14 protein-coding genes are annotated in these 15,616 nt (G+C 45.9%); 10 read left to right on the forward strand and 4 right to left on the reverse strand.

Annotation, left to right across the window (positions count from 1 at the left end; all coding sequences use genetic code 11):
- The first annotated feature begins 22 nt into the window (after positions 1-22).
- From F8C76_RS06785 to F8C76_RS06800, 4 genes are read left to right on the forward strand one after another with little or no spacing between them, the layout of a single operon-like run.
- Positions 23-1,303, forward strand: a complete 1,281-nt coding sequence (locus F8C76_RS06785; RefSeq protein WP_152131022.1) for an MFS transporter — start codon at positions 23-25, stop codon at positions 1,301-1,303.
- A complete protein-coding gene (locus F8C76_RS06790; protein WP_152131023.1) occupies positions 1,296-2,894 on the forward strand; it encodes a glycoside hydrolase family 3 protein in 1,599 nt (532 codons plus the stop codon). The genes F8C76_RS06785 and F8C76_RS06790 overlap by 8 nt, the downstream gene beginning before the upstream one ends.
- The gene (locus F8C76_RS06795; RefSeq protein WP_152131024.1) at positions 2,891-3,556 is read left to right on the forward strand and encodes a class I SAM-dependent methyltransferase; all 666 of its coding nucleotides are present in this window, start codon (positions 2,891-2,893) and stop codon (positions 3,554-3,556) included. The genes F8C76_RS06790 and F8C76_RS06795 overlap by 4 nt, the downstream gene beginning before the upstream one ends.
- The gene (locus F8C76_RS06800) at positions 3,553-4,635 is read left to right on the forward strand and encodes an anhydro-N-acetylmuramic acid kinase (protein ID WP_152131025.1); all 1,083 of its coding nucleotides are present in this window, start codon (positions 3,553-3,555) and stop codon (positions 4,633-4,635) included. The genes F8C76_RS06795 and F8C76_RS06800 overlap by 4 nt, the downstream gene beginning before the upstream one ends.
- On the opposite strand, the gene F8C76_RS06805 is transcribed toward F8C76_RS06800, so the two are convergent.
- Entirely contained in the window at positions 4,632-5,843 is a 1,212-nt protein-coding gene (locus F8C76_RS06805; protein WP_152131026.1) for a multidrug effflux MFS transporter, read from the reverse strand. The genes F8C76_RS06800 and F8C76_RS06805 overlap by 4 nt on opposite strands.
- Positions 5,844-6,031: 188 nt before the next feature.
- Here F8C76_RS06805 and F8C76_RS06810 point away from each other — a divergent pair, with 188 nt between their 5' ends.
- Both F8C76_RS06810 and F8C76_RS19035 read left to right on the forward strand, forming a co-directional pair.
- The gene (locus F8C76_RS06810; protein ID WP_152131027.1) at positions 6,032-7,093 is read left to right on the forward strand and encodes a Gfo/Idh/MocA family oxidoreductase; all 1,062 of its coding nucleotides are present in this window, start codon (positions 6,032-6,034) and stop codon (positions 7,091-7,093) included.
- A gap of 92 nt (positions 7,094-7,185) precedes the next feature.
- A complete protein-coding gene (locus F8C76_RS19035; protein ID WP_313847395.1) occupies positions 7,186-7,389 on the forward strand; it encodes a GIY-YIG nuclease family protein in 204 nt (67 codons plus the stop codon).
- A 192-nt stretch (positions 7,390-7,581) separates the two neighbouring features.
- On the opposite strand, the gene F8C76_RS06820 is transcribed toward F8C76_RS19035, so the two are convergent.
- From F8C76_RS06820 to F8C76_RS06830, 3 genes are read right to left on the reverse strand one after another with little or no spacing between them, the layout of a single operon-like run.
- A complete protein-coding gene (locus F8C76_RS06820) occupies positions 7,582-9,123 on the reverse strand; it encodes an acyl-CoA carboxylase subunit beta (RefSeq protein WP_152131028.1) in 1,542 nt (513 codons plus the stop codon).
- A 4-nt stretch (positions 9,124-9,127) separates the two neighbouring features.
- Complete coding sequence (gene accC / locus F8C76_RS06825) at positions 9,128-10,570, reverse strand: acetyl-CoA carboxylase biotin carboxylase subunit (protein ID WP_152131029.1); 1,443 nt, start codon at positions 10,568-10,570, stop codon at positions 9,128-9,130.
- Positions 10,571-10,576: 6 nt separating this feature from the next.
- The gene (locus F8C76_RS06830) at positions 10,577-11,062 is read right to left on the reverse strand and encodes a biotin/lipoyl-containing protein (RefSeq protein ID WP_152131030.1); all 486 of its coding nucleotides are present in this window, start codon (positions 11,060-11,062) and stop codon (positions 10,577-10,579) included.
- A gap of 133 nt (positions 11,063-11,195) precedes the next feature.
- Here F8C76_RS06830 and udk point away from each other — a divergent pair, with 133 nt between their 5' ends.
- The 4 genes from udk to scpA are packed head-to-tail and all read left to right on the forward strand — an operon-like array spanning position 11,196 to position 15,589.
- Positions 11,196-11,804, forward strand: coding sequence for a uridine kinase (udk, locus tag F8C76_RS06835; protein ID WP_152131031.1), 609 nt, complete (start codon positions 11,196-11,198; stop codon positions 11,802-11,804).
- 3 nt (positions 11,805-11,807) lie between these two features.
- On the forward strand, positions 11,808-12,140 hold the full coding sequence (locus tag F8C76_RS06840) for an FtsB family cell division protein (RefSeq protein WP_116218148.1): 333 nt from the start codon (positions 11,808-11,810) through the stop codon (positions 12,138-12,140).
- Positions 12,133-13,524 (forward strand): methylmalonyl-CoA mutase subunit beta, encoded by a 1,392-nt coding sequence (locus F8C76_RS06845; protein WP_152131032.1) that lies wholly within the window; start codon positions 12,133-12,135, stop codon positions 13,522-13,524. The genes F8C76_RS06840 and F8C76_RS06845 overlap by 8 nt, the downstream gene beginning before the upstream one ends.
- Positions 13,517-15,589 carry a methylmalonyl-CoA mutase gene (gene scpA / locus F8C76_RS06850; protein WP_152131487.1) on the forward strand — a complete coding sequence of 691 codons (2,073 nt, stop codon included), beginning with the start codon at positions 13,517-13,519 and terminating at the stop codon, positions 15,587-15,589. Before F8C76_RS06845 ends, scpA begins: the two co-directional genes overlap by 8 nt.
- The last annotated feature ends 27 nt before the right edge of the window (positions 15,590-15,616 follow it).

Genomic DNA, 15,616 nt, shown 5'->3' on the forward strand with positions numbered 1-15,616 from the left:
AACATAAGAAAAAAACAATAAAATGGATGTAGCAAAAAAGGACAAAAACGCATGGCTCTGGGTTCCCTTTCTCTATTTCACCCAAGGTATCCCATACGTATTGGTGGTAACCGTTTCCGTTATCATGTACAAACGCTTGGGCATTGGAAATGCAGAAATTGGACTCTACACCAGCTGGCTCTACCTCCCGTGGGTCTTAAAACCGCTTTGGAGCCCCTTTGTGGAGTTGAACGGCACTAAGCGCAAATGGTTCTTGGTCATGCAGTTGATCATGTCCTTGGCCTTTTTGGGCATTGGTCTCTTTTTGCCTTCCAACGCATTTTTCACCATTACTTTGGCCTTTTTCTGGATGGCAGCCTTTGCCTCAGCCACGAATGACATCGCCTCCGATGGTTACTATATGATCGGGCTTTCACAAAAAAAGCAGTCCTTTTTTATTGGTATGCGGAGTACCTTTTACCGATTGGCCATGGTGACCGGCCAAGGGCTTTTGGTGATTGTTGCCGGCTTTTTGGAGCACAAGTATGGAAATAACACCAAAGCGTGGTCCTTGACCATGATCGGTGCTGCGGTATTAATGTTAATCCTGACCGCGACCAACTTTATGGCTGCACCAAAATTCGAAGCGCCACCTACCAAAGATTCTGAAAAGCCCACTAGCTTTTTGGAGGTATTTGCATCCTTCTTTAGAAAAAAACACATTGGAATATCCCTTTTGTTTGTCCTTAGCTATCGCTTGGGCGAATCGCAATTGGTAAAAATGGCCTCTCCTTTTCTCTTGGACAAATTGGAAGTTGGAGGACTCAGTTATTCCACCGAAGCCGTAGGTACCATTTATGGTACGGTTGGGGTCATCATGCTGTCTTTGGGTGGAATCATTGGAGGAATCCTTATCTCAAGGGATGGATTAAAAAAATGGATGTTCCCCATGTTGTTGTCCCTAAACCTGCCTAACATTCTTTATGCCATTTTGGCCATCACCCACACCACTAGCATATATGCCGTGGTGGGCACCGTGGTGGTAGAGCAGTTTGGATATGGATTTGGATTTGCTGCATTTCTGGTCTTTCTCATTTACGTGGCCGAAGGCGCTTCAAAAACATCGCATTATGCCATTGCGACCGGCTTCATGGCCTTGGGCATGATGCTACCCGGTATGCTCAGTGGATACATCCAGGAATGGTTGGGATACGATGGTTTCTTTGTATGGGTAGTGATTGCCGCCATTCCAGCGTTCCTCCTACTCCGATTTATTGAATATCCTGCCGATTACGGCAAAAAGACAAGCGAATTAGATGCATAAAAAAATACTTCCATATACCTCGGGCCAAAAAGACCTATCCTTACGGCAAAAGGTCGGGCAATTGTTCATGCCTGCCGTATTTATAAACGATACGGAAGAAGAGGTTACCAAAATGGAGCAATTGATCCAGGATCACCATGTAGGAGCCCTGTGCTTCTTTCATAGCAGGGCCAGTGCAGCCACCAATTTTGAGGGAAAAAAGAAGGTTGTTCACAACGAAAAAAGTTATGATCGGCTAAAAACCCTCATTGAACGCTATCAAAAAGCGGCACAACAGCCTCTGTTGATTGCCATTGATGCTGAATGGGGTTTGGCCATGCGGATTGAAAATACCTCCCAATACCCGTATGCCATCACCTTGGGGGCCCTGACCAACAACTTGGACCTTATAGAACAGGTTGGCCAGCATATTGGACTGGATTGCAAAGAAGCAGGCATTCATTGGAATTTATCTCCAGTAGTGGATATCAATAGTAATCCCGAAAACCCCGTAATAGGATACCGATCTTTCGGAGACAGCAAGGACGAGGTGCTTTCCAAAGCTGGGGCATACCTAAAAGGTATGGCAAGTTCAGGAACCTTGAACTCCCTCAAACATTTCCCAGGGCATGGCGATACCGCCACCGATTCCCATTTGGGACTTCCCGTAATCGACAAATCCTTGGAAGAACTCCAAGAAAATGAATTGTACCCTTTTCACCAACTGATACAAAACGGAGTGGACTCCGTCATGGTGGGGCATTTACTGCTTCCACAACTGGACAGCGAGGAACCTTCCACGACTTCATCAAAGATTATCACAGATTTGCTACGCAATACACTGGGGTTTGATGGAGTGGTCATCTCCGATGCGCTGAACATGCATGCCGTTTCCCAGCGATATCCCGAAAAGGGCAAGTTGGAGGCAACCGCCTTTGCCGCTGGAATGGATATGTTATGCTTTAGCGAACATGTGCCCGAAGGCATTACCGAAATCCTAAAAACCGCTACCGAAGCACAAATTGAACAAAGTTTTGAACGCATTTGGCAGCTGAAGGAAAAGACATTTTCCCATTCAAAAGATAGTTTTCCGTCCCAAAAACCTTCAGAGCTAAATCGATTATTGGCGCAAAATACCCTTACCGAACTCTACGGTGACATCGAGAAGGTTTCCAAAATCAAGAGTGGTGCATTTCTCAACCTGTCGGTGAACAATAGCAGCTGTAATGGGTTTTCCGTAAAAATCGAGGAGGACCTCGGCCAGAAACAATGGGATTTGGCAAAAGACAAAGCAACCCTTGAAACATTGTTGGAAAAGCATCAAAATGTGGTGCTGTCCATCTTTCCCCCTGCCGTAAAGCCCAAGAACAATTTTGGTTTTGAGAATGAAGTGTTGGATTTCATCAAATACCTCATTGCACAGAAAAATGTACTCATCTATCTTTTTGGAAATCCATATGCCTTGGATATCATGGGACTGTCACCTACATCAAATGCGGTTGTAGTGTATCAGGGTTTCCCGGAATTTCAAGAAGAGGCCTTCCAACATTTCATTGGAAAGTTGATGGCCAAAGGAAAGCTACCCGTACAACTTAAAACCTTTCAGCCATGAAAACCGACATCATTTCATCATGGGAGAAAAATGCATTGGAATGGATCAAGGTCATCCAGAACCAAAGCATCCCCTCCAGAAAGTTCACCAACGTGGCCATGGTGGAAACCCTCAAAAATCTAAAGGGCAAGAAAATTGCCGACATAGGATGTGGTGAAGGTTGGCTAACTCGGGAAATGACGGCCTTGGGATGGGAGGCTACCGGCTTGGATGCCATAGCAAGCCTAATTTCCGAAGCCAAGACCAAAGGAAAAGAAGCCTATCATGTAGCCACCTTTGAGGACATTATATCGGGAAAAACCATTCCCAATGCACCATTTGATGTAGCAGTTTTCAATTTCTGTCTGTATCTGAAGGATGACCTTGTTCCCCTTTTACAAAACACCTTGGACCATTTAACCGATGGAGGCACTGTGGTGATTCAAACCCTGCACCCTTTTTTTCTGGTGCAAAACGGTATGCCCTACAAAAGCCAGTGGCTCACCGATTCCTGGAAAGGTCTTCCCGGCAACTTTGAGGATGGCCATTCATGGTACGCCAGAACGCTGGAGGATTGGATCAACGAATTGAATGATTTACAGCATGGAGGGGTTTCTATTGAAGAAGTGGTAAACGATGAAGAAAAACCCATTTCCTTGATCATCAAAATTAAAAAAGCATGAGCACCTATAAAGTTTTAGGGTTGATGTCCGGCACCTCCTTGGACGGATTGGATATGGCCTACTGTCATTTTACAGAGGAAAATGGACGTTGGAAATTCTCCATTGAGCGCACAAAAGAGGTTTCCTATACCGAGGAGATGCGGGAACACCTTAAAAATGCCATTTTCCTATCCGAGGAAGACCATGCCCAACTCCACAAAGACTATGGGGTATGGTTGGGAGAACAATCCAAACGCTTTATTGACGAAGAAAACTTGGAAGTGGATTTTATTGCCAGTCACGGACATACGTCGCACCATAGACCGGAAGATGGATTCACCTTTCAACTTGGCGATGGTCAACTGTTGGCCAATATCAGCGAAAAACAAGTCATATGTGATTTCAGGACCAAGGATGTTACCTTGGGTGGCCAAGGAGCCCCGTTGGTGCCTATTGGGGACAAATTGTTGTTCCACGAATATGATTTCTGTCTTAACCTGGGTGGCATCAGCAATATCTCATTTGATGACAACGGGGTTCGGATAGCCTATGACATTGGGTTGGCCAACATGCCCTTAAACTACATTACCCAAAGAATGGAATTGGATTATGACGAAAATGGGAACCGGGCCAGAACGGGAACATTGGACCATGACCTACTCCAAAAATTGAACAGTTTGGCGTACTACAAACTACCCTATCCAAAATCCACCGGATATGAATGGTTCACAGGGGAAATTGTCCCTTTGATCAAAGCTTCCGAAGCCACCAACATTGATCTACTTCATACATTTATCCACCACAATTGCGAGCAGATTGCCAACGAGGTAAAAAAGTATGCGGTAAAGACCCCCAATAAATTATTGGCGACGGGAGGTGGAGCCTTGAACCAGTTTTTTATGGACACACTACAAGAAAAATTGGGAAGCACTGCAACCGTTTCCACACCAAGTAAAACCTTGATTGCCTACAAGGAAGCCTTGGTCTTTGCCCTCATGGGGGTTTTACGCCTTAAAGGTGAAACCAATGTGCTGCGTTCGGTTACAGGGGCTCGTGAAGATTCCAGTAGTGGGGAGATTTTTTATCCTATCCAGGATTAAGCAGTCACCATTCTTCTGGGTTTTCTGCGCACCAGCATAAATATCAATACCGAAAATAGCCCGCAAACGGCCAAGCCCACAAACAGGGGCCAAACACTGTTTTTTACAAACTCCCCAATAAAGGTGGCTATCGGAATAGAAAAAACTGTGGAGACAAATCCATTGATGGCCGCTCCAATACCTGCGATATGTCCAATCGGCTCCATGGCTATGGACCGGAAATTTCCCCACATAAATCCCAAACAAAAGAACTGTGCGGACAAGAATGCCACCAATACATAGATACTTGGGTTTGGCGAATTGAAAAAGAACAAGGTGTACACCAAAGCTATAATGGTAAAGGCCACAGTGGCCATAAAGGAGAGCTTACGCATTCCAAAACGCATCACCAAGGTGCCGTTTAAAAAGGTAGAAAGTCCAATGGAAATGGCCAATCCCGCAAAAATATAGGGAAATACCTCCTTGAGGGCATATTGGTCCTCAAAAATATGTTGGGCCGAACTCAGATACACCAAAAACGCTCCGGTGACCAAACCAGATGCAATGGTAAAAGCCACGGTTTCCTTGTGACGCACAAACTCCTTCAACCCATCAATGAACACATGTCCGGAGAATGGTATCTTAAACTCTGGGTGAAGGGTTTCAGGTTGCCGTCTCCAAAACCAAAGCGCTATGATAAGGGCAAAAACCAACTGAATATAGAAAATACCTTTCCACCCAAAACTATCCAGAATCAACTTTCCAATAGCAGGGGCTACCACGGGCACCAAAATAAAGAAGGCCGTTACAAACGACATGATCTTGGCCATATAGTCACCTTCATAGGTATCCCTGATGATGGATATGGATATGGTCCTTGGTGCCGAAAGTCCAATACCTTGTAGGATCCTACCCAGTACCATTACCTCTAGTGATGGCGCATACAAACAAACAATACTGGCCACTAAAAACAGGATAAACCCGGTATATACCACGGGTTTCCTCCCATAGCAGTCGGACAATGGACCAAAGAACAATTGTCCCAACCCCAGTCCCAAGAATATCATGGTGACCAGCATTTGGTTGTCCCTGGAATCCAAACTATTGATATCGGCCCCAATATTGGAAATGGCCGGCAACAAAGCATCAATGGCCAAGGCCACAATGGACATCAGGGCGGCCATTAATGCTATAAATTCAAAATTAGGTTTTTGGGTTTCTTTTTGCATGCTGCAAAATTAGGCATACCCCGCGGGCCCACGAAGCTTTTAAGAAAGTATTAATGTAATGTTTACGAATCAAACGTTGTAGGTAAATAAAACTCATCTTACCGATATTCGAAAACACCATTTTTATGACTTTTTTTGATTTCGTTGTGTCTGGTTCGATGCCTATCTTTGAGAAAACCAAAAACTAAATGGACCTTTTAAAGACCTTGGTCGTAGGTTGTGGCAATATGGGAACTTCCCATGCCCGTGCCTACCACAAACTGGATGGATTTGAAATTGTGGGACTTGTGAGCCGCGGTGCCAAAAGCCGTGAACGATTGTCCAATGAATTGGGAGGGGTGCCCACCTTTTCCGATTATACTGAAGCCCTGGCAACCGCAAAACCGGATGTGGTATCCATCAACACCTATCCCGATACCCATTTTGACTATGTAAAACAAGCTTTGGAATCCGGCGCCCATGTGTTTGTGGAAAAGCCCCTTGCCCTAACGGTCGAAGAGGCCCAAATTCTGGTGGATTTGGCCCATCAACTCGGAAAAAAAATGGTGGTGGGATATATTCTCAGGGTGCATCCTACGTGGACCAAGTTTGTGCAAATGGCCCAGAGTCTGGGCAAACCCTTGGTCATGCGGATGAACCTCAACCAACAAAGTTCTGGCGAACAATGGCATACCCATAAACAGCTTATGAACTCCATGTCGCCCATTGTGGATTGTGGGGTCCATTATGTGGATGTCATGTGTTCCATGGTGCGTTCCAATCCTGTCAGCGTCTCCGCCATTGGGGCCCGATTGACGGAAGAAGTGGACAAAAACATGTACAACTATGGCCAGTTGCAGGTCCGTTTTGAGGATGGCTCCGTAGGTTGGTATGAGGCCGGCTGGGGACCTATGATGAGCGAAACCGCTTTTTTTGTCAAGGACGTCATAGGCCCAAAAGGCTGTGTTTCCATCAATGATATGGATAAAGGGGAATCCGGCGATATTGAAGGCCACACCAAGACCGGAAGCTTAAAACTGCACCATAGCCAGTTGGACAGTGATGGGCATTTTGTAAAAAATGATGAAATCATTGACACTGCCGATGAGCCAGACCATGATGGTCTCTGTCTTTTGGAACAGGAATACCTGCTCAATGCCATTGTAAATGATGTAGACCTCACCGACCACTTGAACGATGCCGTGAACAGCCTCAAAGTGGTGTTGGCTGCGGATGAATCGGTGAAAACGGGAAAAACAGTAATCTTATAGTAAAATGTCAGGTCGAGCGCAGTCGAGACCTTTTCCTTAAAACTTTGTTATGTTTGGTGTCAGGTCGAGCGCAGTCGAGACCTCTTCCAAATATGAAATTTTACTACGTATATCTACTATTATGCGCCGACGGTTCAATCTACACGGGAATTACCGATGCCATTGACCGATGGATTGCTGAACACCAAAACGGAATCAACAAAACGGCTTATACGTATCGAAGAAGACCAGTTCAACTTATTTTCAACAAGAATTCAATGATGTGTTACAAGCCATCTTTTTTGAAAAGAAATTAAAAAAATGGAGTGCCAAAAAGAAAATGGCATTAGTAAAAGGTAATTTGGACTTGCTTCAAATTTTGTCTGAATGTAGAAATGCGACACATTGCAAATACCGTCCTGACCAAGATTAAGGTCTCGACTGCGCTCGACCTGACAATTTCACACTCAATCTTGACTTGATAACCTTCATTTCTATTAAAAAATTTGTTACAACGGTATGTTCCCATGTTTTTTCCTAGGTGGTTGCACCTGTTTCTTTTCCAACATGGCGAAGGCTTTCAACAATTTTCGTCGGGTGTCTTTTGGCAGGATGACCTCGTCGATAAATCCACGTTGTGCCACTCGGTATGGATTGGCAAATTTTTCGGCATACTCTGCTTCCTTTTCCTTGAGTTTGGCCTCTGGGTCGTCCGAAGCGGCAATTTCGCGCCTAAAGATAATCTCGCTGGCACCCTTGGCTCCCATTACGGCAATCTCGGCACTGGGCCATGCAAAATTGAAGTCGGCACCGATATGTTTTGAGTTCATCACATCATAGGCTCCTCCATAGGCCTTTCGGGTAATTAGGGTGACTCTGGGCACCGTGGCCTCGCTCAACGCATACAATAGTTTTGCACCATGCATGATGATACCGCTCCACTCCTGATCGGTACCTGGCAAAAATCCAGGAACATCGACCAAAACCAATAAGGGAATATTGAAGGCATCACAAAACCGGGTGAAACGGGCTGCTTTTCTAGAACTTTTCACATCCAACACACCAGCCAAGAACATCGGTTGATTGGCAATAATCCCCACACTTCTACCTCCTATTCGGGCAAAGCCCACAATAATATTCTCGGCATACTCCTTATGGATTTCGTAGAAGGACTCGGTATCAATGATGCCCTTGATGACCTCATGCATATCATACGGTTTATTGGGATTGTCCGGCACAATATGCGACAGTTCTTCCCGCACCTCATCGCCCAAAACATAGTCCTGTAATTTGGGTGCCTCGGTATTGTTCTGCGGCAAATATTCCAACAGTTTTTTGATATCGTCCAGACAGGTGGCATCATTGGAGGAGGTTTTATGGGCTACCCCAGACTTGGACGCATGGGTACTGGCACCTCCCAATTCCTCAGAAGTAACCTCTTCATTGGTAACCGTCTTAACCACATTGGGTCCTGTAACGAACATGTAACTCGTCTCCTCCACCATCACAATAAAATCCGTCATGGCAGGGGAATACACTGCACCTCCCGCGCAAGGGCCCATCACTGCGGATATTTGGGGAATCACCCCCGATGCCTGCACGTTTCTATAAAAGATATCGGCATAGCCCCCCAACGACCGCACGCCTTCTTGGATTCGGGCTCCCCCAGAATCGTTCAACCCAATGATTGGTGCCCCGACCTTCATGGCCAAATCCATTACCTTACAGATTTTTTCCGCATGGGTTTCTGACAAAGCACCTCCAAAAACGGTAAAATCTTGGGCATACACATACACCAACCTACCATTTACGGTTCCATAACCAGTGACCACTCCATCTCCATAGTACATTTCCTTCTCCATCCCAAAATCCGTGGTCCTATGGGTTACCAAAGCTCCCATCTCTTCGAAGGACCCCTCGTCCAACAGATAATGGACGCGTTCCCGGGCCGTTAATTTCTTTTTATCGTGTTGCTTTTCTATGCGTTTTTCTCCTCCACCCAAATGAGCTTTGGCCAACTTTTCCTGAAGTGCTTTTATTTTTGGTTCCATGGATTCAGTTTTTGGGCAGTTGAACTATTTTTTGGTCCTCAAGGTAGCTGTGGAAAGCCACCAATGCAGCAATTTCCATCTCTTTGGCCTGTTGCTGTTTGACCACTTCCGGGGCATAGTGGGTCTTCACAAAATGGGTGTCAAAATCCCCGGAACGAAAGGCCTCATGGGAAAAGACAAAGCTTCCAAAGGACAACGTAGTCTCAACTCCTTTTATCTTGTACGTCTTGATGGCGTTGAGCATCAATTCAATGGCCTCCTCACGGGTCTTGCCATAGGCAATCAGTTTGGAAAGCATGGGGTCATAATAAATGGGGATATCCATCCCTTCCGCAAAACCATTGTCTACCCGAATGCCTTCACCATCAGGCAATTGATAGGTTTCCAATCGGCCCACACTGGGGAGAAAATCATTCAAGGGGTCTTCGGCATATACCCGTAACTCCACCGCATGTCCATGAATTTTGAGGTCTCCCTGTTTCATGGGCAACTCTTCCCCCCTTGCCACGCGTATCTGCAGTTCCACAAGGTCCATACCAGTAATCATTTCGGTAACTGGGTGCTCTACTTGAAGTCGGGTGTTCATTTCCAAAAAGTAAAAATTGTGGTCGGCATCCATCAAAAACTCCACCGTTCCGGCCCCAACATAGTCGCAGGCCTGGGCCACCTTGACCGCAGCCATGCCCATTTCGTCCCGAAGCTTGGGGGTTAAAATAGAGGATGGCGCTTCTTCCACCACCTTCTGGTGTCGGCGTTGCACACTGCATTCCCGTTCAAAAAAGTGAAGGATGTTACCGTGGGTATCGGCCATTACCTGGACCTCAATATGCCTTGGCGAAGCCACATACTTTTCCACAAAAACGGAACCATCACCAAAGGCGGAGCTGGCTTCGCTAATGGCACGCTTCATGCCCGATTCCAAATCACTTTCCTTTTCCACGATACGCATACCCTTACCTCCACCTCCGGCAGAGGCCTTGATCAAAATGGGATACCCCACTTCATTGGCAATCTCACGGGCGGTGGCCACATCGGTAATGGCTTCATCTATCCCTGGCACCATGGGTATGCCGTACGCTTTGACAGCCTCCTTGGCGGCCAGCTTACTGCCCATCATACGAATGGCCTTTGATTTGGGTCCGATGAACACCAACCCGTTTTTCTCTACTGCTTCAGCGAAGTCGGCATTCTCACTCAAAAAGCCGTAGCCTGGGTGTATGCCATCAACATTCAACGTTTTGGCCACCTCAATGATTTTGTCTCCCCGCAAATAGGATTGGTTGGAAGGTGCCTCACCAATACAAACCGCTTCATCTGCCATTTGCACATGGGGTGCGTTCCGGTCTACGGTTGAATAGACCGCCACGGTACGTATGCCCATCTTCTTTGCGGTTTTCATCACCCGGACCGCAATTTCCCCTCGGTTGGCAATCAATATTTTCTTCATGGTCTCCTATTCAAATTCTATGAGCAATTGTTTTTTGTCCACCGCATCACCTTTTTTCACCCCAATTTTTTTGATAATCCCACTCCTAGGCGAAGCAATGATATTTTCCATTTTCATGGCTTCCAAAATCAAGAGTTGATCGTCCTCCTGAACTTCTTGCCCCTCACTGACCAAGATATCCAGAATCAGTCCCGGCATGGGTGCCATAATGGAATCGATGCTCTTTTGTCCGTTGGAAGCAAAACCCATGGCCTTGATGAGTCCATCCAAAGGGGTGTTTATGGATACTTGATGTTCCGTCCCGTTCACGCTGACGGTATAGGTACGGGCATTGAATTGCGCATCCACCATTTGAATTTGGTAGGAGATGCCATCCTTCAGGAGATGAAATCCATTGGGGCCTGTTTTTATGATATCCAGCGAAGCAATATCCTCTTTTGACAGTTGAAATTCAGAAATTCCATCAACCACAACGGTATACGGATTGTCCATAAATAGTGTTCCTATAGGTTAGTTTGATAAATATAAGATTAATGCCCCAATCGGCATAAAGGCAGTTGGGTTATACAATACCATCAACCACAAATCCCGTCAAATGTTTACTTTTGGGACTAAAATCTTCTTTATGCTGATTCTAGGGATTGCCGGTGGAACAGGTTGCGGAAAAACTACCGTGGTAAACCAGATTGTGGACCAATTGCCCACAAACGAGGTGGGTATCATCTCGCAGGATTCGTATTACAACGATTTGGCGCATTTGACCAAAGAGGAACGGAGCAAAATCAACTTTGACCATCCCAATTCCATAGATTTTGACCTATTGATTTCGCATTTGGAGCAATTGAAACAAGGTAAGACCGTAAATAAACCCGTGTATTCCTTTGTAGAGGAAACCCGTTTGGAAGAAACCATTCCTACACCCCCGAGAAAAGTGATGATCGTTGAGGGGATTTTGGTACTGAGCAACCCGCAGCTTCGGGATTTGTTCGACATCAAAATATTTGTACATGCCGATTCCGATGAACGATTGATCAGAAGATTGCAACGGGATATCCGGGAACGTGGACACGATTTGGAAAAAGTACTGACCCGTTACCAAACTGCGGTAAAGCCCATGCATGAGCAATTCATAGAGCCGTCAAAGGAATTTGCCGATATCATTATCCCCAACAACCATTACAATACGGTTGCAGTGGATATGGTAAGGACCATCATCAACAACAAACTGGTGTAGCACATGAAGTTAAAGGAACTGAGAAATAAGCGGTGGTTCAAGGTCATGACCAATATGTATGTTCTGGTGTTGACCATTTTTGTGATTTGGATGGCTTTTTTCGACACCAATTCCTTTTTGATTCACTGGGAACTTCGCTCGGAAATCAAAAAGCTGGAGAAACAGAAGGAGTTTCTAAAAGGGGAAATTGCCAAGGACAAGGAAATCTTGGAAAAAATGTCCAATCCGGGGGAAATGGAAAAATTTGCCCGGGAGAAATACTACATGAAAAAGGAGAATGAGGAGATTTTCCTTATTGAATATGAAGACAGTCTAAAAATCAAGGAAGATGAGTAAGACAGGCCTATTCGAAGAATTTCCAGAGGTATCCGCCAAACAGTGGAAACAAAAAATCCAGTTCGATCTCAAGGGAGCTGATTACAACGACACCCTGGTTTGGGAGTCCTTGGAGGGGATAGCGGTAAAACCCTTTTATCATGAAGAGGACCTGCAAAACATTAAAGCCCACCCAACTTCCGCTTCCCGAAAATGGCATGTAGGTCAAACCATTTATGCAGGTGATTCGACAAAGGCCAATGCAAAAGCATTGAAAAGCTTGGAAAAAGGAGTTGAAAGTTTGGTGTTCACCATTCCAAATGAGCAGGTTGATTTTAAAGCCTTACTCCAAGGCATTGAGTTGGAAAACATACCATTGCATTTTAATTTTCAGTATTTAGCGACACAGCCCATCAAAAACCTTTTGGAGATTTTGATGGGTAAAAATGTTGAGGCCTATCTCAACATCGATTTGATCGGGCATCTGTCCCGTGACGGAAACTGGTTTCATAACCTTGAAAAGGACCACGCCATTTTGGAAGAAATCCATGGACTTGCCACCACATACACGTCAGTGGTCACCTTTGGTGTGGATATGGCACTCTATCAAAATGCAGGGGCCAATAGTATTCAACAACTGGCCTATGGATTGGCCCATGCCCATGAATACCTGAATCATTTTGCCACTTTAAATACTGACCAGAAATCATTTCCCATAGTATTCAAGGTTGCCGTGGGAAGTAATTATTTCTTTGAAATTGCCAAGCTAAGGGCCCTACGTTGGCTTTGGGGCAGTCTGGCTTCGGAATATGGGATTGATAGCGATTGCCACATTATGGCCATCCCCACCAAACGGAACAAAACCCTTTACGACTATAATGTGAACATGCTCCGTACCACCTCGGAAAGTATGTCGGCCATTCTGGGTGGGGCCGATACCGTGTGCAACCTTCCTTATGATGCCATTTATCATAAAGACAATGCATTTGCAGAACGTATTGCCCGAAATCAACTGTTATTATTGAAGGAGGAAAGTTATTTTGAAGACGTTTCTGCCGTTGCCAATGGAGCCTACTTTATCGAAAGCGTCACCGAGCAATTGGCGGAAAAAGCTTTGGCCCTTTTCAAACAGATTGAAAAATCCGGTGGTTTTTTAAGTGCGCTCAAAAAAGGGACCATCCAACCAAAAATAAAGGAAAGTGCAGTAAAGGAACAGCAACTTTTTGATGAAGGGAAAATTGTACTTCTGGGCACCAATACCTATCAAAACCCACAAGACCGAATGAAAAATGACCTGGAACTGTATCCCTTTGTAAAAACACAGCCCAGAAAAACCTTGATAGTACCCATCATTGAAAAACGATTGGCCGAAACCTTGGAACAAAAAAGACTGGATGATGAGTAGAAAAGACCTTCAACATTTGGAACTGGCTGTCAGGTCGAGCGCAGTCGAGACCCCAAGTGCTGAGCACGAAAACTTCGCTGCGGGCATATCCCCTTTTCTTCGTGGACCTTACTCCACCATGTATGTTCGCAGGCCATGGACCATCCGCCAATATGCCGGTTTTTCAACGGCAGAAGAGAGCAATGCCTTTTACAGAAGAAATTTGGAAGCGGGTCAAAAAGGCCTTTCCGTGGCCTTTGATCTTCCCACCCACCGAGGGTACGACTCGGACAATGAACGGGTGGTAGGCGATGTGGGTAAGGCAGGAGTAGCGATTGACTCGATCGAGGACATGAAAATCCTGTTCGACCAAATTCCCCTAGATCAAATGTCGGTATCCATGACCATGAACGGTGCCGTTATCCCGATCATGGCCTTTTATATTGCGGCGGCAGAGGAACAGGGCGTGTCCATGGAAAAACTTTCCGGAACCATCCAAAACGATATTCTCAAGGAGTTTATGGTACGGAACACCTACATTTATCCGCCTACCCCTTCCATGCAAATTGTGGCGGATATTTTTGAGTTTACGAGCAAAAATATGCCCCGTTTCAATAGCATCAGCATTTCGGGGTACCATATGCACGAAGCCGGAGCTTCCGCGGCCATGGAGTTGGCCTATACCCTGTCCGATGGTATTGAATACATCCGGACCGGGATCAAGGCAGGGTTGAAAATTGATGAATTTGCCCCTAGACTTTCCTTCTTTTGGGGCATTGGGATGAACCATTTTACCGAAATTTCCAAAATGCGTGCCGGTCGTATGCTATGGGCCAAATTGGTAAGTCCGTTCAATCCCAAAAATGAAAAATCGCTTATGCTTCGTACACATTGCCAGACCAGTGGATGGAGTTTGACCGAGCAAGACCCCTTCAACAACGTGGCACGGACCACTATTGAGGCCATGGCAGCGGTATTTGGTGGCACCCAGAGCCTTCATACCAATGCGTTGGATGAGGCCATTGCCCTTCCGACCGATTTTTCGGCGCGGATAGCCCGGAACACCCAAATTTTCTTGCAGCAAGAGACCCATATCACTAAAACCGTGGACCCGTGGGCTGGAAGTCAAGTAGTTGAAAAATTGACTGAAGAGATTGCCGAGGAAGCTTGGAAATTGATTCAAGAGGTGGAGCAACTGGGCGGCATGACCAAGGCTATTGAAGCCGGAATTCCCAAAAGACGGATTGAGGAAGCTGCAGCCAAGAAGCAAGCACGAATCGACAGTGGACAGGACGTCATCATTGGCGTGAACAAATACCAACTGGAAGATGAGGATGAACTCCAAATTTTGGAGGTAGACAATGCCAAAGTGCGCCAACAGCAAATGGAGCGACTGGAACGAATCAAATCGACACGGGATTCCAAAGTGGTTCAAGAAGCCTTGGACAACATTCGATTGGCCGCCAAAAAAGCCAATCAGAACGATACTGACCGTGAAAATTTGTTAGCTTTAGCGGTACAAGCGGCCAAAGCACGTGCTACCTTGGGCGAAATCAGTGATGCCATGGAAAGTGCCTTTGGGCGTTACAAAGCAAAAATCCAATCCTTTACCGGCGTGTATTCCAAAGAGATCAAAAACGACAAAAGTTTTACCAAGGCCCAGAAAATGGCCGATGAGTTTGCGGCACAAGAAGGTAGAAGGCCTCGAATCATGGTCGCCAAAATGGGTCAGGATGGGCACGACCGTGGCGCAAAAGTGGTCGCTACCGGGTATGCCGACCTTGGCTTCGATGTGGACATAAGCCCATTGTTCCAAACGCCTTCCGAAGTGGCCCAACAAGCCGTTGAAAATGATGTCCACGTATTGGGCATTTCGTCCTTGGCAGGTGGTCACAAGACCTTGGTGCCCGAGGTGGTCAAAGAACTAAAAAAGCAGGGACGGGAAGATATCATGGTCATTGTGGGCGGAGTCATCCCCAAACCGGATTACCAATACCTGTTGGACCATGGTGCAGTAGCCGTATTTGGTCCTGGCACCAAAATTGGGGACACCGCCATTGAAATCTTAACGATTTTGATGGGATAATCACCCTTAACCATCTCATAAATATAA

It is taken from the genome of Flagellimonas olearia, assembly GCF_009184425.1.
In the GTDB taxonomy this organism is placed as follows: Bacteria; Bacteroidota; Bacteroidia; order Flavobacteriales; family Flavobacteriaceae; genus Flagellimonas; species Flagellimonas olearia.

Bases quoted from the DNA above. Each gene is read 5' to 3' on its own strand.
- F8C76_RS06800 (WP_152131025.1), top strand. From the start codon at position 3,553: ATGAGCACCTATAAAGTTTTAGGGTTGATGTCCGGCACCTCCTTGGAC.
- F8C76_RS19035 (WP_313847395.1), top strand. From the start codon at position 7,186: ATGAAATTTTACTACGTATATCTACTATTATGCGCCGACGGTTCAATC.
- accC (WP_152131029.1), bottom strand. From the start codon at position 10,570: ATGAAGAAAATATTGATTGCCAACCGAGGGGAAATTGCGGTCCGGGTG.
- F8C76_RS06820 (WP_152131028.1), bottom strand. From the start codon at position 9,123: ATGGAACCAAAAATAAAAGCACTTCAGGAAAAGTTGGCCAAAGCTCAT.
- F8C76_RS06805 (WP_152131026.1), bottom strand. From the start codon at position 5,843: ATGCAAAAAGAAACCCAAAAACCTAATTTTGAATTTATAGCATTAATG.
- F8C76_RS06795 (WP_152131024.1), top strand. From the start codon at position 2,891: ATGAAAACCGACATCATTTCATCATGGGAGAAAAATGCATTGGAATGG.
- scpA (WP_152131487.1), top strand. From the start codon at position 13,517: ATGAGTAGAAAAGACCTTCAACATTTGGAACTGGCTGTCAGGTCGAGC.
- F8C76_RS06810 (WP_152131027.1), top strand. From the start codon at position 6,032: ATGGACCTTTTAAAGACCTTGGTCGTAGGTTGTGGCAATATGGGAACT.
- F8C76_RS06840 (WP_116218148.1), top strand. From the start codon at position 11,808: ATGAAGTTAAAGGAACTGAGAAATAAGCGGTGGTTCAAGGTCATGACC.
- F8C76_RS06845 (WP_152131032.1), top strand. From the start codon at position 12,133: ATGAGTAAGACAGGCCTATTCGAAGAATTTCCAGAGGTATCCGCCAAA.
- F8C76_RS06830 (WP_152131030.1), bottom strand. From the start codon at position 11,062: ATGGACAATCCGTATACCGTTGTGGTTGATGGAATTTCTGAATTTCAA.
- F8C76_RS06790 (WP_152131023.1), top strand. From the start codon at position 1,296: ATGCATAAAAAAATACTTCCATATACCTCGGGCCAAAAAGACCTATCC.
- F8C76_RS06785 (WP_152131022.1), top strand. From the start codon at position 23: ATGGATGTAGCAAAAAAGGACAAAAACGCATGGCTCTGGGTTCCCTTT.
- udk (WP_152131031.1), top strand. From the start codon at position 11,196: ATGCTGATTCTAGGGATTGCCGGTGGAACAGGTTGCGGAAAAACTACC.